The sequence below is a fragment of the Bacillus cereus group sp. MS39 genome (assembly GCF_040448665.1).
Lineage (GTDB): Bacteria > Bacillota > Bacilli > Bacillales > Bacillaceae_G > Bacillus_A > Bacillus_A wiedmannii.
This window is the reverse complement of record NZ_CP123058.1, coordinates 616,485-636,469: the sequence shown is the minus strand read 5'-3', so window position 1 is coordinate 636,469 and position 19,985 is coordinate 616,485. Positions and strand designations below refer to the sequence as shown.

The window sequence follows — 19,985 nt, the reverse complement described above, 5'->3', positions numbered from 1 at the left end:
GAACCTTCTTTCTTATGCTTTTTGTGTGCCTAAATCTGCAAGCACATCTAAAATTTCTTTATACAACTCTTCACGAGTACCTCTACGATAAATTTCTTTATACAACTCTCCATCTTGGATGAATAAAATACGTCGGCAATAACTTGCGCTTAACGGATCATGTGTAACCATCATAATTGAAACATCCTGTTCTTCATTTAAGTTGGTCATCGCCTCTAATAAACTTTTCGCATTTTTAGAATCAAGCGCTCCTGTTGGCTCATCTCCTAAAATTATTGCTGGCTCATGTACAAGTGCACGGGCCGCCGCCGAACGTTGTTTTTGTCCACCAGATACTTCGGACGGATATTTTTGAAGAATCTCTGAAATTCCTAACATCTCTGCTACCTTTTTCACCTTTAATCCAATTCTTTTCGAATGCACACCTTGCAGAGAAAGCGGTAATGCAATGTTTTCATAGATTGATAAATTTTCAAGTAAGTTAAAATCTTGAAAGATAAACCCTAGTTTCTCTGAGCGAAAATCAGATAATTCCCCTTGCTTCATTTTCATAATATCTGTTCCAGCAATTTCAACAATTCCACCTGTCGCTTTATCTAATGTAGAAATTACATTCAATAATGTTGTTTTTCCTGAACCAGATGGTCCCATAATCCCAACGAATTCACCCTCTTGAATCGAGAACGATACATTCTTTAGTGCATGCGATTGGCTCTCACCTTTTTTACCGTATACCTTTTGTACATTCTTTACCTCTACAACTGATTTTGTCATATATATCCTCCTGTACTTCTTTTTCCTATTTTTATTTTTCTTACATATTTTCCGAGTATTTCTTAACCCATTTCTAAGTATAGATAGCATTTCTTAATAAATAGCAGCGGATATTCTTAACATTTCTTTAAGAATATGAAAAAGCCCCAAAGCTAATAGCTTGGGACTTTTGATTTCTATATTCTATTTTTGAGTAAGAAATAAAGACTGTATTTTCCCTCTTAATCTTACTCTATCTAAAAAAAGAAATGATGTTCATCTATACTTTGCTAACCTTTAGGTTCTACTAAAATGACATCTTCTAAATCATATAAATTCGCCTTTGGTTTTGCATAAATAATATGTGTAAGACCATATTTATCCGGCTCTTGTTCTATTACCTCCGCTACTTCAAAACCAGGTAGTATTTTCTGGCTCAATTCAGAAGTAATAACACTATCACCTATTTTTATTTCTTTCGCTTGATCTAATGGAATATTTTCAATTCGAAGGGCTTGTTTTTCCTTATCATACCCTGTAACAAATCCTAAAATGGATGAATTGCTTTGGAAAGTAATTGCTAAACGATTTGTTCGTTCATCTTTCGTAATTAATTTCACAATAGATGTAAATTGATCTACACTCTCTACCCTTCCAATAAAACCATCCACTGTAATAACAACCATATCAACCTTTACACCATGTTGTACCCCTCTATTAAGAGTGATTTTTCCATACCAATCTTCTGCTACACGCCTTACTACTGTAGCTTGAATTAAATTATATTTTCCTTGTTCCTTTAATTCTCTCGTCTTGTTGATAAGCTTAGTAAGGTTTTCTTTCTCCTCACTTAATATTTGCACTTTACTCTTTAACGGTTCTTGGTTCTCAATTTTTTCTTTCAATAATTGATTCTCTTTATACACTTTATAAATGTCTTCTATATTGTGAATAATATTTTGTACATGCCTATTATTCGTACATACATACATCATCAATAAAACAAAAAGAATAATTGAAAGAAATAACAATATTTTCCTCTTAGAAGCCTGCATAATTATCCTGTTACTCCTTACCATTTTTTATCTACACAATATAGAATACTAGTAGTTGTATACAGAAGAAATGCAGTTTAGCTAAAGTTCAGATAATCTTTATCTTCTTTATAAAAAATTTAGAAATTATCATATACTGCCACTATATTCGAAGCTTACTCGTTACTTTATCCATTGAATGCAACTTATAATTTCTATAACTACTTATGTTTTATTGTTACTTTTTCTTTTGCCTTAGCGGGTATTTCGTCACCTTGTATTTCTTCCCATTTCATACCATAAGTCCCTTTTGATTCAATCTTTAAATATGCTCCTATTCGTAAATGTTTTGAAGAAGTCATCATAATTTTTTGTTCTTTACCAGATTCATCATACCCTTTAAATTTATAGTTCCATCTACCAAAACCATTACTTTTCGTTTCATATTCCCCATCACTGTCGACAACAGCATAATAAATACCTTCTTTAATAAACGGATTGAGTTGATCTACAATCGGTCCACCTTTCACTACAAGTAATGTAACTCCAACTATAATCAATACGATAAACGCACTTAATTTTTTCATATAACTTTCGATTCTCCACTTCTCTGTTTTATTAATCAATATCCACCTGAATGATGGAATAAGACTCTCTCTAAATCAATAGCAACACTATCGCTCGTTCTTCTCTAGTTAGAAGGTAACCGATATTTCTAATACCCTTCTAATTAAATTGGCAATAAGATAATAAATTGAATAACCCCATTTTCATATTCCGCTCGAATTTCTCCTTTGTGCAATTCAACAATACTTTTTGCAATTGCAAGCCCCAAGCCTGAACCTTCTACAGCTCTACTTCTAGATTGATCTTTTTTATAAAAACGCTCAAACAAATTCTCCAATTCTGTTTTTGTAAATTTTTCACTACAATTCGCTATAGAAATTTTGATATACTGTTCTTTTCTTTGAAGCGAAACTTGAATTTCTGCTTTATCTATACTGTATTTAACTGCATTGATTAAGAGGTTTTCAAACACACGCACCATTTTTTCAGAATCCACAACGGCATATATACGATCTTCCTCAAATTTTTTCATAAATGAAAGCTTATGTTCCTCTGCTTGTGGTACTAGCTCTTCTATTAACTGATCAAGTAGTTCATTCATACACACTTCTTGCGAATCTAACACCATATTTTCATCTGTTAGTTTTGTATACTCAAACAAATCCTCTACTAACATCTTCAACTGCTCTGATTTTGAAAAAGCAATTTTTATATACTCATCATGCTGTTCTTTATTTTCATATTTCGCATCACCTAGTAAGCGTAAATACCCCATAATAGAAGTAAGTGGTGTTCTTAAATCATGTGATACATTTGTAATCAATTCACTTTTTTGTTTCTCTATTTGTTTTTCTTTTTCTATATTAGCCAAAAGCTTTTCTGCCATTTGATTAATATTTGAAGTTAATACACCTATTTCATCTTGACCTGCCTGTTTGATTTTATATTGTAAGTTCCCTTTCGAAAACTCTCTTACTCCTTCTGCCATTGCTTCAATCTGATTCATCTTTCTTTTCGTTATATAAAAGAAAGAAAGTAGAAAAGTAATAAAACCTAGTAAAGATGGGAGTGGACTACTACCGTTCACTACATACTTTACATTTCCTTGTGGTATACCACTTGCAATGACATACATATTTTTCGTATTAACAGTAACTGGATAAAAGGTGGTAAACTCCTTACGCTTTTGTTCAGCTCTATCTCGAATTAAATTTTGTGCTTCTACATAGCGTACTTGATCCATTTTAAAATCCATTACATTACGCATCGTCTCATGAAGATTAATCTGTTCTTCCGGTGCTCCCTTTGTTTTATAAACGACTTTCCCATTCTCATCTATTATTAAAACCTTCAATTGATTTTGATGATTTAATTGATCAAGCAGTTCTTGTATATTAATTTCCTTACCCTCTTCTGTCATACTTTCAACAAGCCTTTGTGTCTGTCCATCAATGGCTTCCATACCTGATGCATAATCAATGATAGAAATTTTATTCGCATCCTCGAAAAAGGAAGATGAAACCCCTCCTACTAATACACCAAGTAATGTACAGAAAGTAAATGTAGTAATTAGCTGTACCCGTATGCTCTTTTGCAAATAACTCACTGTTTTACCTATCATTTTTTTAAAAACTTGATTCATCCATATCATCGGTTTAAATATCTTTCTCAATCTTGTAGCCAACTCCCCATACTGTTTTAATGTAACGAGGCTTCCTTGGAATTGCCTCTATCTTTTCACGTATTTTCCGAATATGTACCATCACAGTATTATCGGATTGGAAAGCTTGCTCTTTCCATACCCTTTCATAAATTTGCTCTGCATTTAATACCATTCCTTGATTTCGTACAAGCAATTCTAATACCTCAAACTCTCTCGGTGTCAATTTCACCTCTTCATTTGCAATAATGACCTGCCGCGTTGCTATATTTATCTTTATATCTCCAACTTCAAACACATTTTCATCTTTTACACTTGCCCCGCTCATTTTCATATATCTCCGAAGTTGTGATTTAATACGAGCAATGAGTTCAAGTGGATTAAATGGTTTTGCTACGTAATCATCTGCTCCAGTTGTTAACCCTAAAACCTTGTCCATATCTTGCGTTTTTGCCGAAAGCATAATAATGGGCATTTCCGCTATTTCTCTCACTTTCATACACATATGAATACCATCTATTTTCGGCATCATAATATCAAGTACAATTAGATGCACGTCTCTTTTCCTTACTATTTCTAAACCCTCTTCACCATCTCCAGCTTGTAATACTTCGTACCCTTCATTCTTCAAATAGATGGTGATAAGTTTTCTAATTTCCTTCTCATCGTCCACGATAAGTATCGTTCCTTTATTCACAAAATCTCCTCCAGCATCATTTACCAAACTATGAATGTTACTTTATTTCACTCACTACTGTATTCTTCTTATGTATATACACATAAGAAATACTAGAAACTATGATAACGATGCCACCAAAATATATACCATACTCGGTCACAAGGGTTACTATCATTTCTATATGCTTTCCAAATAAAGAGCCTAGTACAAAGTAAACTAACGTCCAAACAAACCCTATTACATATGAATAAATTGCATAAGTTTTAAATGACATGTTATTCATTCCTACTAAATACGGTACGATATGTCTCACAACGGGGATAAAATAACTTATTACTAATGCATAATGACCATATTTCTCTACTATCTCTTGTGATTTTAAAAGGTACTTCGCCTTTTTCTTTTTCATCAATTTTCCAAGTACTTTTATGCCAAATATTTTCCCTAGTATATACCCTAAAGATAGCCCTGATACAACACCTAAATATGTTAATACGAATGAAGGAACAACACTTAATATCCCTACTGAAGATACAAAACCACCACTCATGACAATCATTTCGTCTGGAATTGGCATACCAATAATACCTAACCATAAACAGAAAAATAACGCCCAATAACCGTATTGTTCAATATAAGATAATAATTCATGTAATTCCATTATGCATATGCTCTCCTGAGTTCTTTTTTACAGCTAAAGACGTACGCTGGTGGGAAATTGAGCCACACTTTCTCTAGCGTAATTTCGGGAAAGAAATGCTGTATAAATCCTTTTTTCACAAGCGAATATTGAAATGTTATGAATTCCCCATTCTCATGTATTGCTTCCATTGCATTGTTTAAAATGCGTTTTGAAACTTCTTCTGGCAAAGAAGTAAAAGGCAATCCTGATAAGACGTAATCAACGCATTCTATATGGAACTCTTCCATATACCTCTTTATATTTTCGGCTGAACCATGTACAACAATGACGTTTTGCTCATCTTTAAACTTTCTCTTTAACTCTTTGCAAAACACTTCATTAATTTCAATAAGAAGAAATATTGTTTCCTTCTTCTTTCTCTTCATAATTTCTTTCGTAAAGACTCCTGTACCAGGCCCTAACTCTACGATGCATTTCGCTCTATTAAAATCAATTACATCTACCATTTTCTTTGCTAATATTTTTGAACTTGGCGCAATTGCACCAGTATGTTTCGGATGTTTTATAAATTCATGTAAGAATGTTATGAGTTGCATGTAAACCTCTCCCCATTCGTTCAATAGTTTTTAACTTGGTTCTAAGTATAACTATCGTTTCTTAACAAAAATCGAGGAGATTTCTTAAGATTTTATGAAGAATGAAAAAACAGCTACCGCTTATATAGCGATAGCTGCTCATTTATTACTTCGCACTCACAATCTTATAATAAGAACGAACTGTTAGGAAGTAATATCCAATATAAATGACACCGTATACTCCAATACTAATTAGAAGCGGAATCATAATTTCAAATGGTAGTATGTTCCCTAAACCTTTTAATGCAAACAAGCTGTGCAGGATTCCGATTACTAACGGAATCGCAAAGATAAAGCTTACTTGTTTTGCGATAGCTTTTTTCATTTCTTGTTTTGTGACCCCTACTTTGTGAAGTACAATATAGCGCTCACGATCAGCATTTGCTTCTGTTAATTGCTTAAAGTAAATGATAGAACCCGTTGCTAGTAAGAATACAAGTCCTAAGAACATTCCGATAAACATCATTAGTCCTGTTCCTTCAAGCCCCATATGGAAACCAGTGTAGAAATCTCTAAATGGTGGTACCATTTCTGATTCACCAGCTGGCATCACTTTTGTTAATTTTTCTGTTAACACTTTACTATCTTTTTCATCTTTTACATCAATATTTTTTACAACGCGTGTTCCAAATGCTTGCTTCGCTTGCTCATACATTTCATCTGAAACGACAACAACTAATTCACCTAAATTTGTAATCGCAACGTCATTTGCACCTTGGATTTTTAATTGCTTCGTTTCATTTCCAATTTGGAATACTGCTTTGTTTCCTTTATATTGTGGACTAAACTCATGCCCTTCAATATATGAACTATCATATATAAATGCTTCACCAGCAGCTACATTCACTGTTTCTGCGTCGATTTTTTTAGCAAGTTTATTAAATTCAGACTGAGACATAAACTGATATTTCTCTGAAATCGTGTAATTCATATTAAGAATGAAATCAACTTTGTCTCCTTCAAACTTCCCTTTTACAGGAACTGTCTCAATTTCAAATTGATCTTTAACAGGGTGATTCTGCTTCTCTTCCGCAAGAATCGTATTTACTTTCTTATCTAGTTCTGCATCTTTTTTCTCATAAGAATAGCTGTATGGTGTAAATGCTTTTGATTGCGTAAATGTGTTGTAATACATCGTAACTGACGTACCAACCGCCGTTAATGTCACTGCACTTAAAATAGAAATTGTCGCAAGTGACTTTGCATTTCCTTTAATACGATATAGTAACTGTGACGTCGTTACCATATTCATACCGTTATAAAACGATGATTTATTATTTCTTGCACGTTTTAATACGAATACTGTAAAGAACATAAATAGTAAGTACGTACCTAATACTGTCGCAAGTAAAATATAAAGTGCAACTGCCATAAAGTCTGCATATTTAACTGCCTTCATAAACATTAACGCTAAGAAATAACCTGAACCGATTAAGAACACTGAAATTAATGCCATAATGACAGATCCTTTTGGCATTGCTTCTCCTTCACGTTCTGCGCGGAAAAGTTCAATTAACTTGAAGCGATAAATTAAACGATATCCTTGAAGTGATGTATACAATATAATCACAAAGAAAATAATTGCCGTATCAACAATTGCAGCCATCGGTACTTCAAAATGAACATTTAAGTTTAATCCCATCATACTTACTAGTAACTCAAGGAATAATTTTGAAAGGACACTACCAATCGCAATCCCGATTACTAATGACATTAATCCCATTAACATATTTTCATAAAACAGCATTTTACCAATCTGTCTTTTACGAATACCTAATAAGGAATATAATCCAACTTCTTTTTTACGTTTCCTTGTAAAGAAACCGTTTGAATATATAATGAACACTGCTACGAATATAATTAGCATGACACTGGAAACTTGGAACGCTCCACTAATTTTTTTAGAAGCTTCCGCTGCTTTTTCCATTTGTGAATTATATTGCAGTGCTTTAAATGTAAAATAAATAACAATACTAAAAATCATAGATGCAAAATATACAAAGTAGTCTTTAAAGTTCCGCTGTATGTTGCGGAGGGCAATGCTAGATAAGGTCATCAGCCATACCTCCGGAAATAGAAGACATTACGTCAACGACTTGTTGGAAGAACTGTTTGCGCGTTAATTCACCGCGGTGCAATTCTTTATATAACTCACCATCTTTAATGAAAATAACTCGTTTACAGTAACTCGCCGCAAACGCATCATGCGTTACCATTAAAATTGTAGAGTTATCATATTCATTTAACGACTTCATACTTTCAAGTAAATCTGTTGCTGATTTAGAATCAAGCGCTCCAGTTGGCTCATCCCCGAAAATCATACTTGGATTTGTAACAATCGCACGCGATGCTGCGCAACGCTGTTTCTGTCCGCCAGATACTTGATATGGGAACTGACTTAAAATATGATCGATACCGAACTTTTTCGAGATTTCAAGAACACGACGATCAATTTCATTTGCCTTTACTTTTGATAACGCAAGAGGTAACGCAATATTCTCTTTTACCGTTAACGTATCTAATAAATTATAATCTTGGAAAATGAAACCTAAATGATCGCGGCGGAATAACGCTAACTTATCATCATTCATTTTCACGATATCTTTTCCATCAATTAAAATCTCACCGTTCGTCGCATTATCAATTGTAGAAAGAACGTTTAGTAAAGTCGTCTTACCCGAACCAGAAGGTCCCATAATTCCAACGAACTCACCTTCTTTTACTTGTAAGTTAATACCTTTTAACGCTGCGAATTTATTACCACCCGTGTCATACACTTTTTCAATATTTTTTGCTTCTAACACTGTTTTCATCTCGACATCCCTCATTTCTTCTATTCTCTATTTTCAACTATATACATTCTCTACTCTTGCCACTATCGATGTTTCTTACACAAACATGACAGTTATGTAAGACGCATAAGTAAAGATATAAAAATTTAACCTACTGAACAAAAGTACTTTGTTACTATAGCATTGGGATATCATACCATCCATTCATTCTCCTTACAGGAACATTACAATTTTGTAAGGTTAAAAATGTATCCTACAAAGTTGTGCATGAAATGTCGGATGGGGCTATTTCTTTCCTGCTATTCTACTTACAGAGGAGGTCATTTAATGGATTCACTAAAAAATATGAATGCTGCAATGCAATATATTGAAGACAACTTGACAGATGAAATTAATTTTAAAGAAGTTGCACAGCTAGCACTCTGCTCTGAGTATCACTTTAAAAGAATGTTTTCTTTCCTAGCCGGCATATCACTGTCAGAATATATTCGCTGTAGACGTCTTACTCTCGCTGCTTTTGAACTAAAAGATAGCAATGCAAAAGTCATTGATGTCGCTATAAAATATGGGTACAACTCGCCAGATTCTTTTACACGTGCTTTTCAAAACTTGCACGGCATAACACCTTCAGAGGCCCGAAATAGTAGTCATTCTTTGAAAGCTTATTCACCAATGACCTTCCAGTTATCGATTCAAGGAGGAAACGAAATGAACTATCGAATTGAAGAAAAAGAACCATTTCGAATTATTGGTATTACAAAACGCGTACCGATTGTATTTAACGGTGTAAATGAAGAAATTGCTTCTATGTGGAAAAGTTTAAATCCAGAGTCCATTCAAACATTAAAGTCCCTTTCAAACATTGAACCTACTGGAATTATTAGTGCTTCTACTAACTTTTCTGAAGGTAGAATGGAGGAAAAGGGAGAACTCGATCACTACATTGGAGTAGCCTCAATGAAAGATTGTCCAGAGCAATTCACACAACTTGAAGTCGCAGCTTCAACGTGGACCGTATTTGAAGCTGTCGGTCCATTTCCTGAAACATTACAAAATGTATGGGGACGCATTTATTCCGAATGGTTTCCTTCCTCAAACTATGAACTAGCGGAAGGACCAGAAATATTGTGGAATGAACAGAAAGATATATCTTCTCCGAATTTTAAAAGTGAAATTTGGATACCGGTTTTGAAGAAATAAAAACCAAAGCTGCTTTTCCATGAAAGGAAAAGCAGCTTTGGTTTACATTTTTAGTTCCTTTTTATAAGCGATATAGGAATACACCATCGTACCAACAACCAGTACGACTACAACACTTAACAAACTAATCATTTTCCACATTCCCGGTAGAAACGCCGAAATCGTAATTACAATACCGCCAATCATCATAATCTTTGATCCTAAGCGATTTGTTTTTCTCCACACTTCCTCACTACTTAACGTCCACGGTGTTTTTATACCTATGAAGAAATTTGGTTTACATTGCTGCATATAATTGCCGAGCACGACGAAGAGAATACCGACCATTATATTCACAACGATTCCAATTGGAATGTTATATCCTAAAGCATTTGCTAGTGTCATCATATTAATAGTAAATAAGAAAAATAAAATTGCTCCATTGATCCTTCCAAGTGCTTTAGGAAATTTTTTATAGTTATCGTACTTTGGATCTATCTTAGGCAATACAGTTACTAATGCATATATAAAAATCATAATTGCTACATCAAAAATCAACATTCCCATTTTTGACATATGCCCATTTACCTCACCATCAATGTTCCAATGGCTCGGAACTTCACCTGGTAAATGGGGCCACGCGACACACCATGCAATAATCGTTAAAGCAATTAATAATAACGGAAATATATGCTTCTTCATTTCCCCTCTTCCCCCTTATTCGTAAATGTAAACACCCAAGTCAACAAATCTTGAAATACAGTTGTATTCAAAGAGTACACAACAAATTGGCCTTTCTTTTCATCTTGAATAAGTTCAGCATTTTTAAGTGCATTTAAGTGGTGTGAAATACTTGGCTTCGTCATATTGAACTGTTCTGCAATTTCCCCGGCGGTTAGATCGCCTTCTTTTAATAAATCTAAAATTTTTCGCCTTGTTGGATCTGCTAATGCTTTGAATGCTTGATTCAATGTCTTTCTTCCTCTCACTAATTAGACATTTAGATATTTATCTAAATATTAAACTGATTACCTTTATTTGTCAATTATATCCAGCGCCCTTTTTTACTTTTCACACTTTTGACTTATACTGTTTACTAGCTTATATTTCAACATAATGAAAAGACATGAAACACATGGTACACTATAGCTACAAGTGTTTTTTTGAGGAGGAGTATACATATGTACAAAATCTTAATCGTTGAAGATGATCCAAATATTTCATCATTACTGCAATCTCACATTCAAAAGTACGGTTACGACGCTGTTGTTACTGAAAACTTTGATGATATTATGGAATCGTTTAACGCAGTGAAACCACACCTTGTTTTACTTGATGTAAACTTACCAAAATTCGATGGGTTCTACTGGTGCCGTCAAATTCGCCATGAATCTACTTGTCCAATTATTTTCATTTCAGCTCGTGCTGGTGAGATGGAGCAAATTATGGCGATTGAAAGCGGTGCGGATGATTATATTACAAAACCGTTCCACTACGACGTTGTAATGGCGAAAATTAAAGGTCAATTACGCCGTATTTACGGTGATTATGCGCCAAATATTTCTGAACGTATCGTTGAAGTAGAAGGTTTAAAACTATTCCCGGAACGCCCAGAAATTCATTTCGGTGCTGAGCAAGTTCTTTTAACGAAGAAAGAAGCTATTTTAGCAGAAATGTTATTATCTAAATTCCCTCGTACAGCGAGCCGTGAAGATTTATTAGCTGCCCTTTGGGATGACGAGAGCTTCGTTGAAGAAAACACATTAAACGTAAACATTACGCGTCTTCGTAAAAAGTTCAATGAGCTTGGTATTGAAAATGCTATTGAAACAGTACGTGGACTTGGGTATCGTTTTAACGCAACTTGGAGTGAATAAGCATGAAGCTATTTTTACGTGATCATTTTGCATTTTTTCTACTGTACGTATTAAACTTCGGTATCATCTTCGTTCTTTATGATGCAGTAGATGGATTTCAAAATAATAAATTTTACTTCGTCGTTTTAAGCCTATACTTATTTATTTGTTTCCTCGCTTACCGTTATGTTCGCAATCGTAGAATGTACCATAGATTAAGTGAGCAACCAGAAAAAATGGAAGATGCTTTTATTGAAAGAGCAACCGCTCCGATGCCTCATGGTGTAAATGAACTCGTGCGTACGCAGTATCGTCTATTCCAAAAAGAACTACAATCGTATGAAGTAAAACAACAAGAGCATCAATTATTCATTAACCACTGGGTGCATCAAATGAAGACACCTGTGTCCGTTATGCAGCTTATGGTGCTAGAAATGGAAGACGAACATTTAATTCCAAAGTTTAAACAGGAATTAGATCGTCTGAACCAAGGGCTTGATATGGCTTTATATATGGCAAGATTAAATAACTTCCATGAAGATTTCCATGTCGAAACAATTTCATTAAAAGATACGGTAACAAAAAATATTAACGGCCTAAAAGAACTATTCATTCGTAACGGAGTCTTCCCTGTTTTAGAAGTTCATTCTGATTTAAAAGTTGCTTCTGATGCGAAATGGCTAAAATTTATCATCTATCAGTTAATGACGAATGCTGTTCGTTACTCTGGTGAGCGCGGAAAGAAAGTGTTCTTATCTGCTTACCGAAACGGAAAAGATATTATTTTAGAAGTTCGTGATGAAGGTGTTGGTATCCCGCAAGAAGATATTCGAAGAGTATTTGAACCGTTTTACACTGGGAAAAACGGTCGTACATTTGGAGAATCTACTGGTATGGGACTTTATATTGTAAGTAAAATTTGTGATTATTTAGGTCACTCTGTCAAACTAGATTCTGAAGTTGGTAAAGGAACGACGATTAAGATCATCTTCCACAACGCTGCAAGTAATCAAGCAGAACATACGGAGAAGGTGACCGAAGCATGATCGTGACATATGCTAGCAAAATGTATGAGAACTTACTCTCATACATTTTTTGCAATAAAACTACATATTTGCCTTCTAGCGGGAGGTACGTATTATGACATTTTGGCAGTTTGCCTTTAAAAATGTAACACGTAATTCCAGAGCTTATTTTGCTTATTTCGTAAGTAGTTCCTTTTCCATTGCTGTTTTCTTTTCGTTTGCTGTTTACTTATTTCATCCGAAATTACAAAACTTTGGCATGGTCTCTGAAATTTCAGGATTAATGATATTTTCAGAAGTTATCATTGTTTTGTTCTCGTTCTTCTTTCTACTTTATTCAATCGGATCTTTTTTAAAAGTTCGTAAAATGCAATTTGGTGTTTTAACCGTTTTAGGTATATCAAAAAAGCAATTACATCGACTCATTTTCACTGAAAATATGTTAATTGGTATCTTATCTATCTTTTTCGGCATGCAGTTTGGATTTGTCTTTTCGCAATTTTTCTTATTAGTAACAGCGAAAATTACACATCTACCAGGACTATATTTATATTTGCCGACGAATGCTTTCATTTTAACAACAATTGTATTTCTTAGTCTCTTTATCGCTGTATCTTCATTTACACCAATGCTAATTCGGACGAAAAAAACGGTACATCTTTTAAAAGCTAATAGTGGAAAACAAAAAGAAAGAAAACCATCCATATTCGTCTCTCTATTTGGTGCTATCTGTTTATTAGGGGGTTATATTTTAGCGGCAAACCCTAAATATTTCTTCTCAATAAATCCACAAGTAGGCGTTATATATATGGTTTCAAGTATTTTTGTGATCCCAACGCTTGTTACAATTGGGACATATTTCTTCTTTTCGCAAATTAGTTTCTTACTTATTTATATTTTAAAGAAAAGAAGAAAGTTTTATATGAAACAGATTAATATGCTTTGGATTTCGGATTTAGCAAGCCGCATCCGAACGAATATTAATATGCTGTTTATTGTAGCGATGCTATCTACAATTGCTTTCACAATGATTACGTTCCTATATGGAGTCGGAAAGTTTACAAAGCTAGAGGTTACGCGAAGTTCACCTTTTCCATTCTCTTATTTTTCTTATGACGCAAATCCTTTTGTGGACGATCATTTAAATTGGCTTGAACAACAATTAAAAAAAGAGAATTTCTCTTATAAAAAAATAAAGGCTGATTTATATGAAACACCACTGAAAGAAGATGAGGGTATAACCGCTTATAATGACATATATGCAATGAAACAAAGTGACTATAACAAACTTGCAGCTTCCTTACGAATGAAACAACTATTCATGAACGATAATGAAGCATATGTCTTAACAGGTAGCGCTTATGTAACCTTATTCAGCGAGTTTGAGCCAAGTTACAATAGAAAGTCTATTACACTTTCTAGCACAAATACGCAATTACAAGTAAAGGGCTATGAACAAGCAGGGGCCATTCCATCTAACTTTTCATATCAAACTTTAATTTTACCTGACGTTGTTGTAAACAACTTACCAAATACAACAAAACATGTTGCAGCATACAATTATAACGTACAAAACTGGGAAAAGACGTATGAAATTGCTGATGATTTTATGAAAAGAATACAAAAAGATCGACAGGAATTCCAATACGAAGGACCCCTTATACGCTCCTATGAATCAGCAGGCTCATTATATAGAATTACATCAGGAAGTGCCGCATACTTCCTAATCGGGACATTCTTAGGTGTCATTTTCTTTATTGGAGCAGGTAGCGTTCTTTACTTTAGAATGTATACTGATTTAACGAATGAACAAGAAAAATATGTAGCAATTTCAAAAATTGGTGTAACAGATGCAGAGATGAAAAAATCTGCAACCATTCAACTTAGCATTTTATTTTTCGTTCCGTACGTTATGGCGTCCATTCATACAATGTTCGCAACAAAAATGCTCCAAGACGTAATTGATTTATCACTATTCAAAGAAATTTCAGCTGTTCTTATTATTTTTGGAGTCGTTGAAGTCATCTTTTTCTTATTCATTCGTTCCTTTTACATGCAAAAGTTATCAGAGTATACGAATGGTTAAGTTTTATAAATATATTAGTACAGGAAAAGGGTATCTTTTATATCCTTTTCTTCTTCACTCTATTAGGAGGTTCAGGTGAATGACATTTTGGCAGTTTGCATTTAAAAACGTCACACGGAACGCCAGAGCTTATTTCGCCTATTTTGTAAGCAGTGCGTTCTCCATCGCAATTTTTTTCTCATTTGCAGTTTATTTATTTCATCCTAAATTGCACACGACAGACGTGAATTATGCTCTAAGCATATTAATGACAATTTCAGAAGTTGTCATTGTGTTCTTTTCATTTTTCTTTTTACTATATTCGATTGGTACTTTCTTAAAAGTACGAAAAAGACAATTTGGGATTTTAACAGTACTTGGCATATCTCAAAAGCAATTAAAGAGGCTCGTATTTCTAGAAAACATGCTAATTGGTGTCCTATCCATATTTTTTGGTATTCAACTTGGACTTGTCTTTTCACAGTTCTTTTTATTAGTTACGGCCAAAATTACGCATGTACCTGGTTTATACTTATATTGGCCTACAAGTGCTATCGTTTTAACGATTATCATCTTTCTTGGGCTCTTCATTCTCGTATCATCTTTTACACCGATGCTCATTCGTACGAGAAAAGCTGTACGACTTCTAAAAGAAGGAACAAAACAAAAAGAAAGAAAAGCATCCGTGCTCATCTCTCTATTTGGTGCGACGTGTTTAATATCTGGATATGCGTTAGCCGCAAATCCGCTGTATTTTATGTCGCTAGGTGACATCATTGGGCTTTTATATGCCATCTCTAGTATATTTGTCATTCCGTCGCTTATTGCAGCTGGAACATACTTTTTCTTTTCACAAATTAGTTTTTTACTTATTCGTATTTTAAAAACTCGAAGAAAGTTTTACATGAAACGAATTAATATGCTCTGGATCTCTGATCTAGCATCGCGCATTCGTACGAATATTAATATGCTCTTTATAGTAGCGATGCTATCGACGCTCGCTTTTACAATGATTACATTCTTATATGGATTCGGGAAGTTTACAAAGTTTGATGAAATTAGGAAAAACCCTTTCCCGTTTACTTATTTATCTCATACTGAAAATACGTTAGCTGATGAACATTTAAACTGGTTAGAGCAAAAATTTAATGAAGAGCACTTTACTTATACAAAATTTAAAACGGATATATATGAAGTATCTTCAGCTGAAGATAACACGCAGCTCTATTATGCCATTAAACAAAGTGACTATAATGTACTTGCTAAGGCTTTAAATTGGGAAACGCTCACGGTGAATAAGAATGAATCTTATATTCTTATGAAAGACTTAGATGATCAGGTTATTGGAACACTTCATAATCAAGAAAAGAAAAATACTCTTACACTTACTCAAAACAATTTACAACTACAAGTGAAAGAATATAAAGGTTATAACCCATTCCCAAATCGCTTAATATACCAATTGCTCATACTATCTGATGAAAATGTAGAAGCATTATCCACCGTTTCAAAACAAATGAGTGTATATAGCTTTAAAGTTTACGATTGGGAAAAAGCACATAACATCGGTTCGACATTTACAACAAAAATTGATAATGACAATGCCGCAATTCAAGCAGAGCACCCACCTTTTCATGCAAGTGAAGCAAGCGATTCTCTATACAAAACTAAACTAAATGTCGCTTCCTTCTTCTTAATTGGTACTTTCTTAGGTGTTATTTTCTTTATCGGTGCCGGTAGTGTTCTTTACTTCCGAATGTATACAGATTTAACAAATGAGCAAGAAAAATATGTAACGATTACGAAAATTGGTTTAACTGCAGCTGAGATGAAACGTTCAGCGACAATTCAGCTTGCGATTCTTTTTTTTGTCCCTTACATTATGGCATCGATCCATACGATGTTTGCGACAAAGATGCTACAAGACATATTACATCTCTCGTTCTTCGCTGAAATTACAGTCGTACTTATGATTTTTGGAACAGTTGAAATTTTATTTTTCCTTTTAATTCGTTCCTTCTATATGCAAAAATTATCACAACACATTAAGTTTTAAAAAGCAGAAAGGTGATTACTATGGAAGAAGTTTTACACATAAAAAACGTTTCAAAAGTGTATGAAGGAAAAGTCCCTCATACTGCTTTAAAAAATATAAATTTACACGTGGATAAAGGTGAATTTGTTGCTATCATGGGGCCATCTGGTAGCGGTAAATCTACATTTTTAAACGTTATCTCTACAATTGATTCCCCTACTTCTGGTGATGTCGTGATTAACGGAAAAAAACCGCACACATTTCGTAGGGAAAAGTTAGCTATTTTCCGCCGCCAAGAGTTAGGGTTTGTTTTCCAAAACTTTAACCTACTAGATACACTAACAATCGGTGAAAATATCGTACTACCTTTAACATTAGATAATGTTCCATTAAAAGAAATGGATGAAAAGCTTGATAACATTTCAAAAAAGCTTGGAATTGATCATATTTTAGACAAGCGTATCTTTGAAGTGTCAGGAGGACAAGCACAGCGTACCGCAGTAGCACGTGCTGTTATTCATCATCCTTCCCTTCTACTTGCCGATGAACCGACAGGAAACTTAGATTCAAAAGCGGCAATTGACGTAATGGAGCTATTTACGAAATTAAACAAAGAAGAAGATGCAACGATTTTAATGGTTACGCACGATCCGTTTGCAGCAAGTTATTGTAACCGCGTCATTTTCATTAAAGATGGCGAGCTTTACAACGAACTACACCGCGGATTATATCGCGAGAAGTTTTATCAAGAAATATTAGATGTTTTAGCATTATTAGGAGGAAGACGTGGATGACATTTTGGCAATTCGCATTTAAAAATGTCTCGCGCAATTCGAAAGCATATTTCGCTTATTTTGTAAGTAGTGCGTTTTCTATCATGGTTTTCTTTTCATTTACTGTATACGCGTATCATCCGCGCTTACAAATTATGAATAAATTGCAGGAACAAGATCCGCTCATGAACTTAGCTGGCATGGCACAGTTTGTTATCGTTTTGTTCTCGTTCTTCTTTCTCTTATATTCTATCGGGACATTTTTAAATGTCCGGAAACAACAATTTGGCGTTTTAACTGTTCTCGGTATTTCACACAAACAATTAAAACGCCTTTTGTTTACTGAGAATATGATTATTGGAATACTAGCTATCTTTGCTGGTATTCAAGGCGGTCTTGTTTTTTCTAACTTTTTCTTACTCGTTACTTCTAAATTAACAAATGCAAAAGGCCTCTATTTATATTGGCCAACAGAAGCAATCATCGTTACAACAGTAACGTTTATCATTTTATTTTTCATCGTTTCTACGTTTACACCGATGTTCATTCGTACTCGTAAAACAACACAGCTCATTAAGGGGACAAAAAAAGGAGACAAAGAAAAGAAACCATCTATACTTATTTCGATATTTGCTTTAATTTGCTTAACATTATGTTATTATATCGCCGGTTATCCACAAGGCTACGTAACAGAAAAAAATGTACAGAATGGCTCTGTAGTCTTTATTATATTATCTATTTTGCCTCTCGTAGTAGTCGGGACATATCTATTCTTTTCGCAAACATTTCTTCTCTTTATCTTCATTTTAAAAAGACGAAGAAAGTTTTATATGAAGCAAATAAATATGTTATGGATTTCAGATTTAACTAGCCGTACTCGTAGTAATATTAATGTTCTCTTTATCGTTTCTATGTTATCAGCACTTGCATTTACAATTATCATCGGATTATTTGCCGCTAATAACAATACAAAAGCTTCGATATTAGAACGATATCCCTTCCCCTTCACATACGTAACCAAAGGTGAAGATGCATTAGAGCAAAAACACATTGCTACAATTGAAACGGAGCTTACAAATGCTAATTTTCAATACAATAAATACAAATCTACAGTATTAAAAGATACAGCTTTAAAAGAAGACGTTGTTCTTATGAAAATGAGTGACTATAACATACTCGCCAAACAATTAAAGAGACCAGAAATAACTCTTGATTCTACACAAGTCTATATTATTTCTCGTTACTCGCCAGAACTCTTAAATCTTGTATCAAATCCATTTGCAAAACAAAATACAATTACACTCGGATCAAATAAAAAGGAGTTCTCTATTAAAGGATTTATTAATAAAGGGATAGAGCCGTCTTTCTTATTACCCCATTTAATTGTTATTCAAGATACTGTAATTGATAATTTGATTCCTCATATTGAAACAATAACGCTATATAATTATTTTGTGGAGAACTGGGAAAACTCAATTACTCCGACAAAAAATATTTCGCGTACTATAAGTGAAGATGTGCGTGATTTTTATGAAAAACATAAAGAAGAAGATGCTCGAGTCCCATTTTCCCTTTCTACAGCCGCGGATGATCTACACTACAGTAAAGGCAATTCAATTGCTACTTTCTTTATTTGGGCATTTCTTGGCTTTATTTTCTTTATCGGGGCAGCTAGTGTTTTATACTTCCGTATGTATAATGACTTAACGACCGAAAAACAAAAGTACATTACAATTACAAAACTCGGCTTAACAGAATCGGAAATGTTTCGTTCAGCAACGATTCAATTAGGAATTTTATTTTTCATTCCTTATATCGTTGCTGGTATTCATACAATATTTGCGATTAAGTTTCTACAAAGCATGTTTGCTTTTCCTTTATTAAAAGAATTAATCATTATACTTACATTGTTCGGGATTATCGAGATTATTTTCTTCTTCTTAATCCGTTCTCTGTACATTAATAAATTATCACAGCATATAAAAATATGAATAAAATAGCCTTGTGCAGTATGCACAAGGCTATTTTCAATAGTTTTTAATTAGCAGCAATATCCACCATAGCCGCCGCCATAACCGCCGTAACCACCATAACCACAACCGCCTCCGCCTCCGCCGAAGCAGCTAGCACCGATGATAATTAATAAAATAAACAATACGATTAGAAGCGCAAAACCGCCTCCGCAACCATGGTTTCTGCGGTTACAATCATCATGTCTGTGTTCACACTTTTCGCTCATTACTCTATTCCTCCTTTAGTATCATTCATAACAAGTTCACCTTGCTCTAA

19 protein-coding genes are annotated in these 19,985 nt (G+C 34.0%); 7 read left to right on the top strand and 12 right to left on the bottom strand.

Annotated features, from left to right (window positions below; translation table 11 throughout):
• Window positions 1–12 precede the first annotated feature (12 nt).
• From QEP67_RS03200 to QEP67_RS03160, 9 genes are all read right to left on the bottom strand, one after another.
• On the bottom strand, window positions 13–774 hold the full coding sequence (locus QEP67_RS03200; RefSeq protein ID WP_048565816.1) for an ABC transporter ATP-binding protein: 762 nt from the start codon (window positions 772–774) through the stop codon (window positions 13–15).
• Window positions 775–1,043: 269 nt separating this feature from the next.
• The gene (mreC, locus tag QEP67_RS03195; RefSeq protein ID WP_353706518.1) at window positions 1,044–1,808 is read right to left on the bottom strand and encodes a rod shape-determining protein MreC; all 765 of its coding nucleotides are present in this window, start codon (window positions 1,806–1,808) and stop codon (window positions 1,044–1,046) included.
• Window positions 1,809–2,008: 200 nt separating this feature from the next.
• Window positions 2,009–2,374 carry a YxeA family protein gene (locus QEP67_RS03190; RefSeq protein WP_002107524.1) on the bottom strand — a complete coding sequence of 122 codons (366 nt, stop codon included), beginning with the start codon at window positions 2,372–2,374 and terminating at the stop codon, window positions 2,009–2,011.
• 143 nt (window positions 2,375–2,517) lie between these two features.
• Entirely contained in the window at window positions 2,518–4,026 is a 1,509-nt protein-coding gene (locus tag QEP67_RS03185) for a HAMP domain-containing sensor histidine kinase (protein WP_048565817.1), read from the bottom strand.
• Complete coding sequence (locus QEP67_RS03180) at window positions 4,010–4,711, bottom strand: response regulator transcription factor (protein ID WP_016085797.1); 702 nt, start codon at window positions 4,709–4,711, stop codon at window positions 4,010–4,012. Before QEP67_RS03180 ends, QEP67_RS03185 begins: the two co-directional genes overlap by 17 nt.
• A 37-nt stretch (window positions 4,712–4,748) precedes the next feature.
• On the bottom strand, window positions 4,749–5,354 hold the full coding sequence (locus QEP67_RS03175; RefSeq protein ID WP_000418937.1) for a DedA family protein: 606 nt from the start codon (window positions 5,352–5,354) through the stop codon (window positions 4,749–4,751).
• A complete protein-coding gene (locus QEP67_RS03170) occupies window positions 5,354–5,932 on the bottom strand; it encodes an rRNA adenine N-6-methyltransferase family protein (protein WP_064460195.1) in 579 nt (192 codons plus the stop codon). Before QEP67_RS03170 ends, QEP67_RS03175 begins: the two co-directional genes overlap by 1 nt.
• A gap of 145 nt (window positions 5,933–6,077) precedes the next feature.
• Entirely contained in the window at window positions 6,078–8,027 is a 1,950-nt protein-coding gene (locus QEP67_RS03165; protein WP_000176174.1) for an ABC transporter permease, read from the bottom strand.
• Window positions 8,014–8,784, bottom strand: a complete 771-nt coding sequence (locus tag QEP67_RS03160) for an ABC transporter ATP-binding protein (protein WP_000859653.1) — start codon at window positions 8,782–8,784, stop codon at window positions 8,014–8,016. Before QEP67_RS03160 ends, QEP67_RS03165 begins: the two co-directional genes overlap by 14 nt.
• A 306-nt stretch (window positions 8,785–9,090) precedes the next feature.
• Between QEP67_RS03160 and QEP67_RS03155 the strand changes: the two genes are divergently transcribed.
• The gene (locus tag QEP67_RS03155) at window positions 9,091–9,963 is read left to right on the top strand and encodes an AraC family transcriptional regulator (RefSeq protein WP_000377690.1); all 873 of its coding nucleotides are present in this window, start codon (window positions 9,091–9,093) and stop codon (window positions 9,961–9,963) included.
• Window positions 9,964–10,005: 42 nt separating this feature from the next.
• Here the strand turns inward: QEP67_RS03155 and QEP67_RS03150 are convergent, their stop codons facing one another.
• Both QEP67_RS03150 and QEP67_RS03145 read right to left on the bottom strand, forming a co-directional pair.
• Window positions 10,006–10,644 carry an SdpI family protein gene (locus QEP67_RS03150; RefSeq protein ID WP_000716175.1) on the bottom strand — a complete coding sequence of 213 codons (639 nt, stop codon included), beginning with the start codon at window positions 10,642–10,644 and terminating at the stop codon, window positions 10,006–10,008.
• A complete protein-coding gene (locus tag QEP67_RS03145) occupies window positions 10,641–10,913 on the bottom strand; it encodes an autorepressor SdpR family transcription factor (protein ID WP_001070536.1) in 273 nt (90 codons plus the stop codon). Before QEP67_RS03145 ends, QEP67_RS03150 begins: the two co-directional genes overlap by 4 nt.
• Window positions 10,914–11,123: 210 nt before the next feature.
• On the opposite strand from QEP67_RS03145, the gene QEP67_RS03140 reads away from it, so the two are divergent.
• From QEP67_RS03140 to QEP67_RS03115, 6 genes are all read left to right on the top strand, one after another.
• Window positions 11,124–11,819, top strand: a complete 696-nt coding sequence (locus tag QEP67_RS03140; RefSeq protein ID WP_000276731.1) for a response regulator transcription factor — start codon at window positions 11,124–11,126, stop codon at window positions 11,817–11,819.
• A 2-nt stretch (window positions 11,820–11,821) separates the two neighbouring features.
• Complete coding sequence (locus tag QEP67_RS03135) at window positions 11,822–12,844, top strand: sensor histidine kinase (RefSeq protein WP_000765354.1); 1,023 nt, start codon at window positions 11,822–11,824, stop codon at window positions 12,842–12,844.
• Window positions 12,845–12,938: 94 nt separating this feature from the next.
• The gene (locus QEP67_RS03130; RefSeq protein ID WP_000145064.1) at window positions 12,939–14,909 is read left to right on the top strand and encodes an ABC transporter permease; all 1,971 of its coding nucleotides are present in this window, start codon (window positions 12,939–12,941) and stop codon (window positions 14,907–14,909) included.
• 79 nt (window positions 14,910–14,988) lie between these two features.
• Complete coding sequence (locus tag QEP67_RS03125) at window positions 14,989–16,944, top strand: ABC transporter permease (protein WP_000145023.1); 1,956 nt, start codon at window positions 14,989–14,991, stop codon at window positions 16,942–16,944.
• A gap of 20 nt (window positions 16,945–16,964) precedes the next feature.
• Window positions 16,965–17,717 (top strand): ABC transporter ATP-binding protein, encoded by a 753-nt coding sequence (locus QEP67_RS03120; protein WP_000393250.1) that lies wholly within the window; start codon window positions 16,965–16,967, stop codon window positions 17,715–17,717.
• A complete protein-coding gene (locus QEP67_RS03115) occupies window positions 17,714–19,687 on the top strand; it encodes an ABC transporter permease (protein WP_000144909.1) in 1,974 nt (657 codons plus the stop codon). Before QEP67_RS03120 ends, QEP67_RS03115 begins: the two co-directional genes overlap by 4 nt.
• Before the next feature lie 50 nt (window positions 19,688–19,737).
• On the opposite strand, the gene QEP67_RS03110 is transcribed toward QEP67_RS03115, so the two are convergent.
• On the bottom strand, window positions 19,738–19,935 hold the full coding sequence (locus tag QEP67_RS03110; protein WP_001290407.1) for a YjcZ family sporulation protein: 198 nt from the start codon (window positions 19,933–19,935) through the stop codon (window positions 19,738–19,740).
• Window positions 19,936–19,985: the final 50 nt, after the last annotated feature.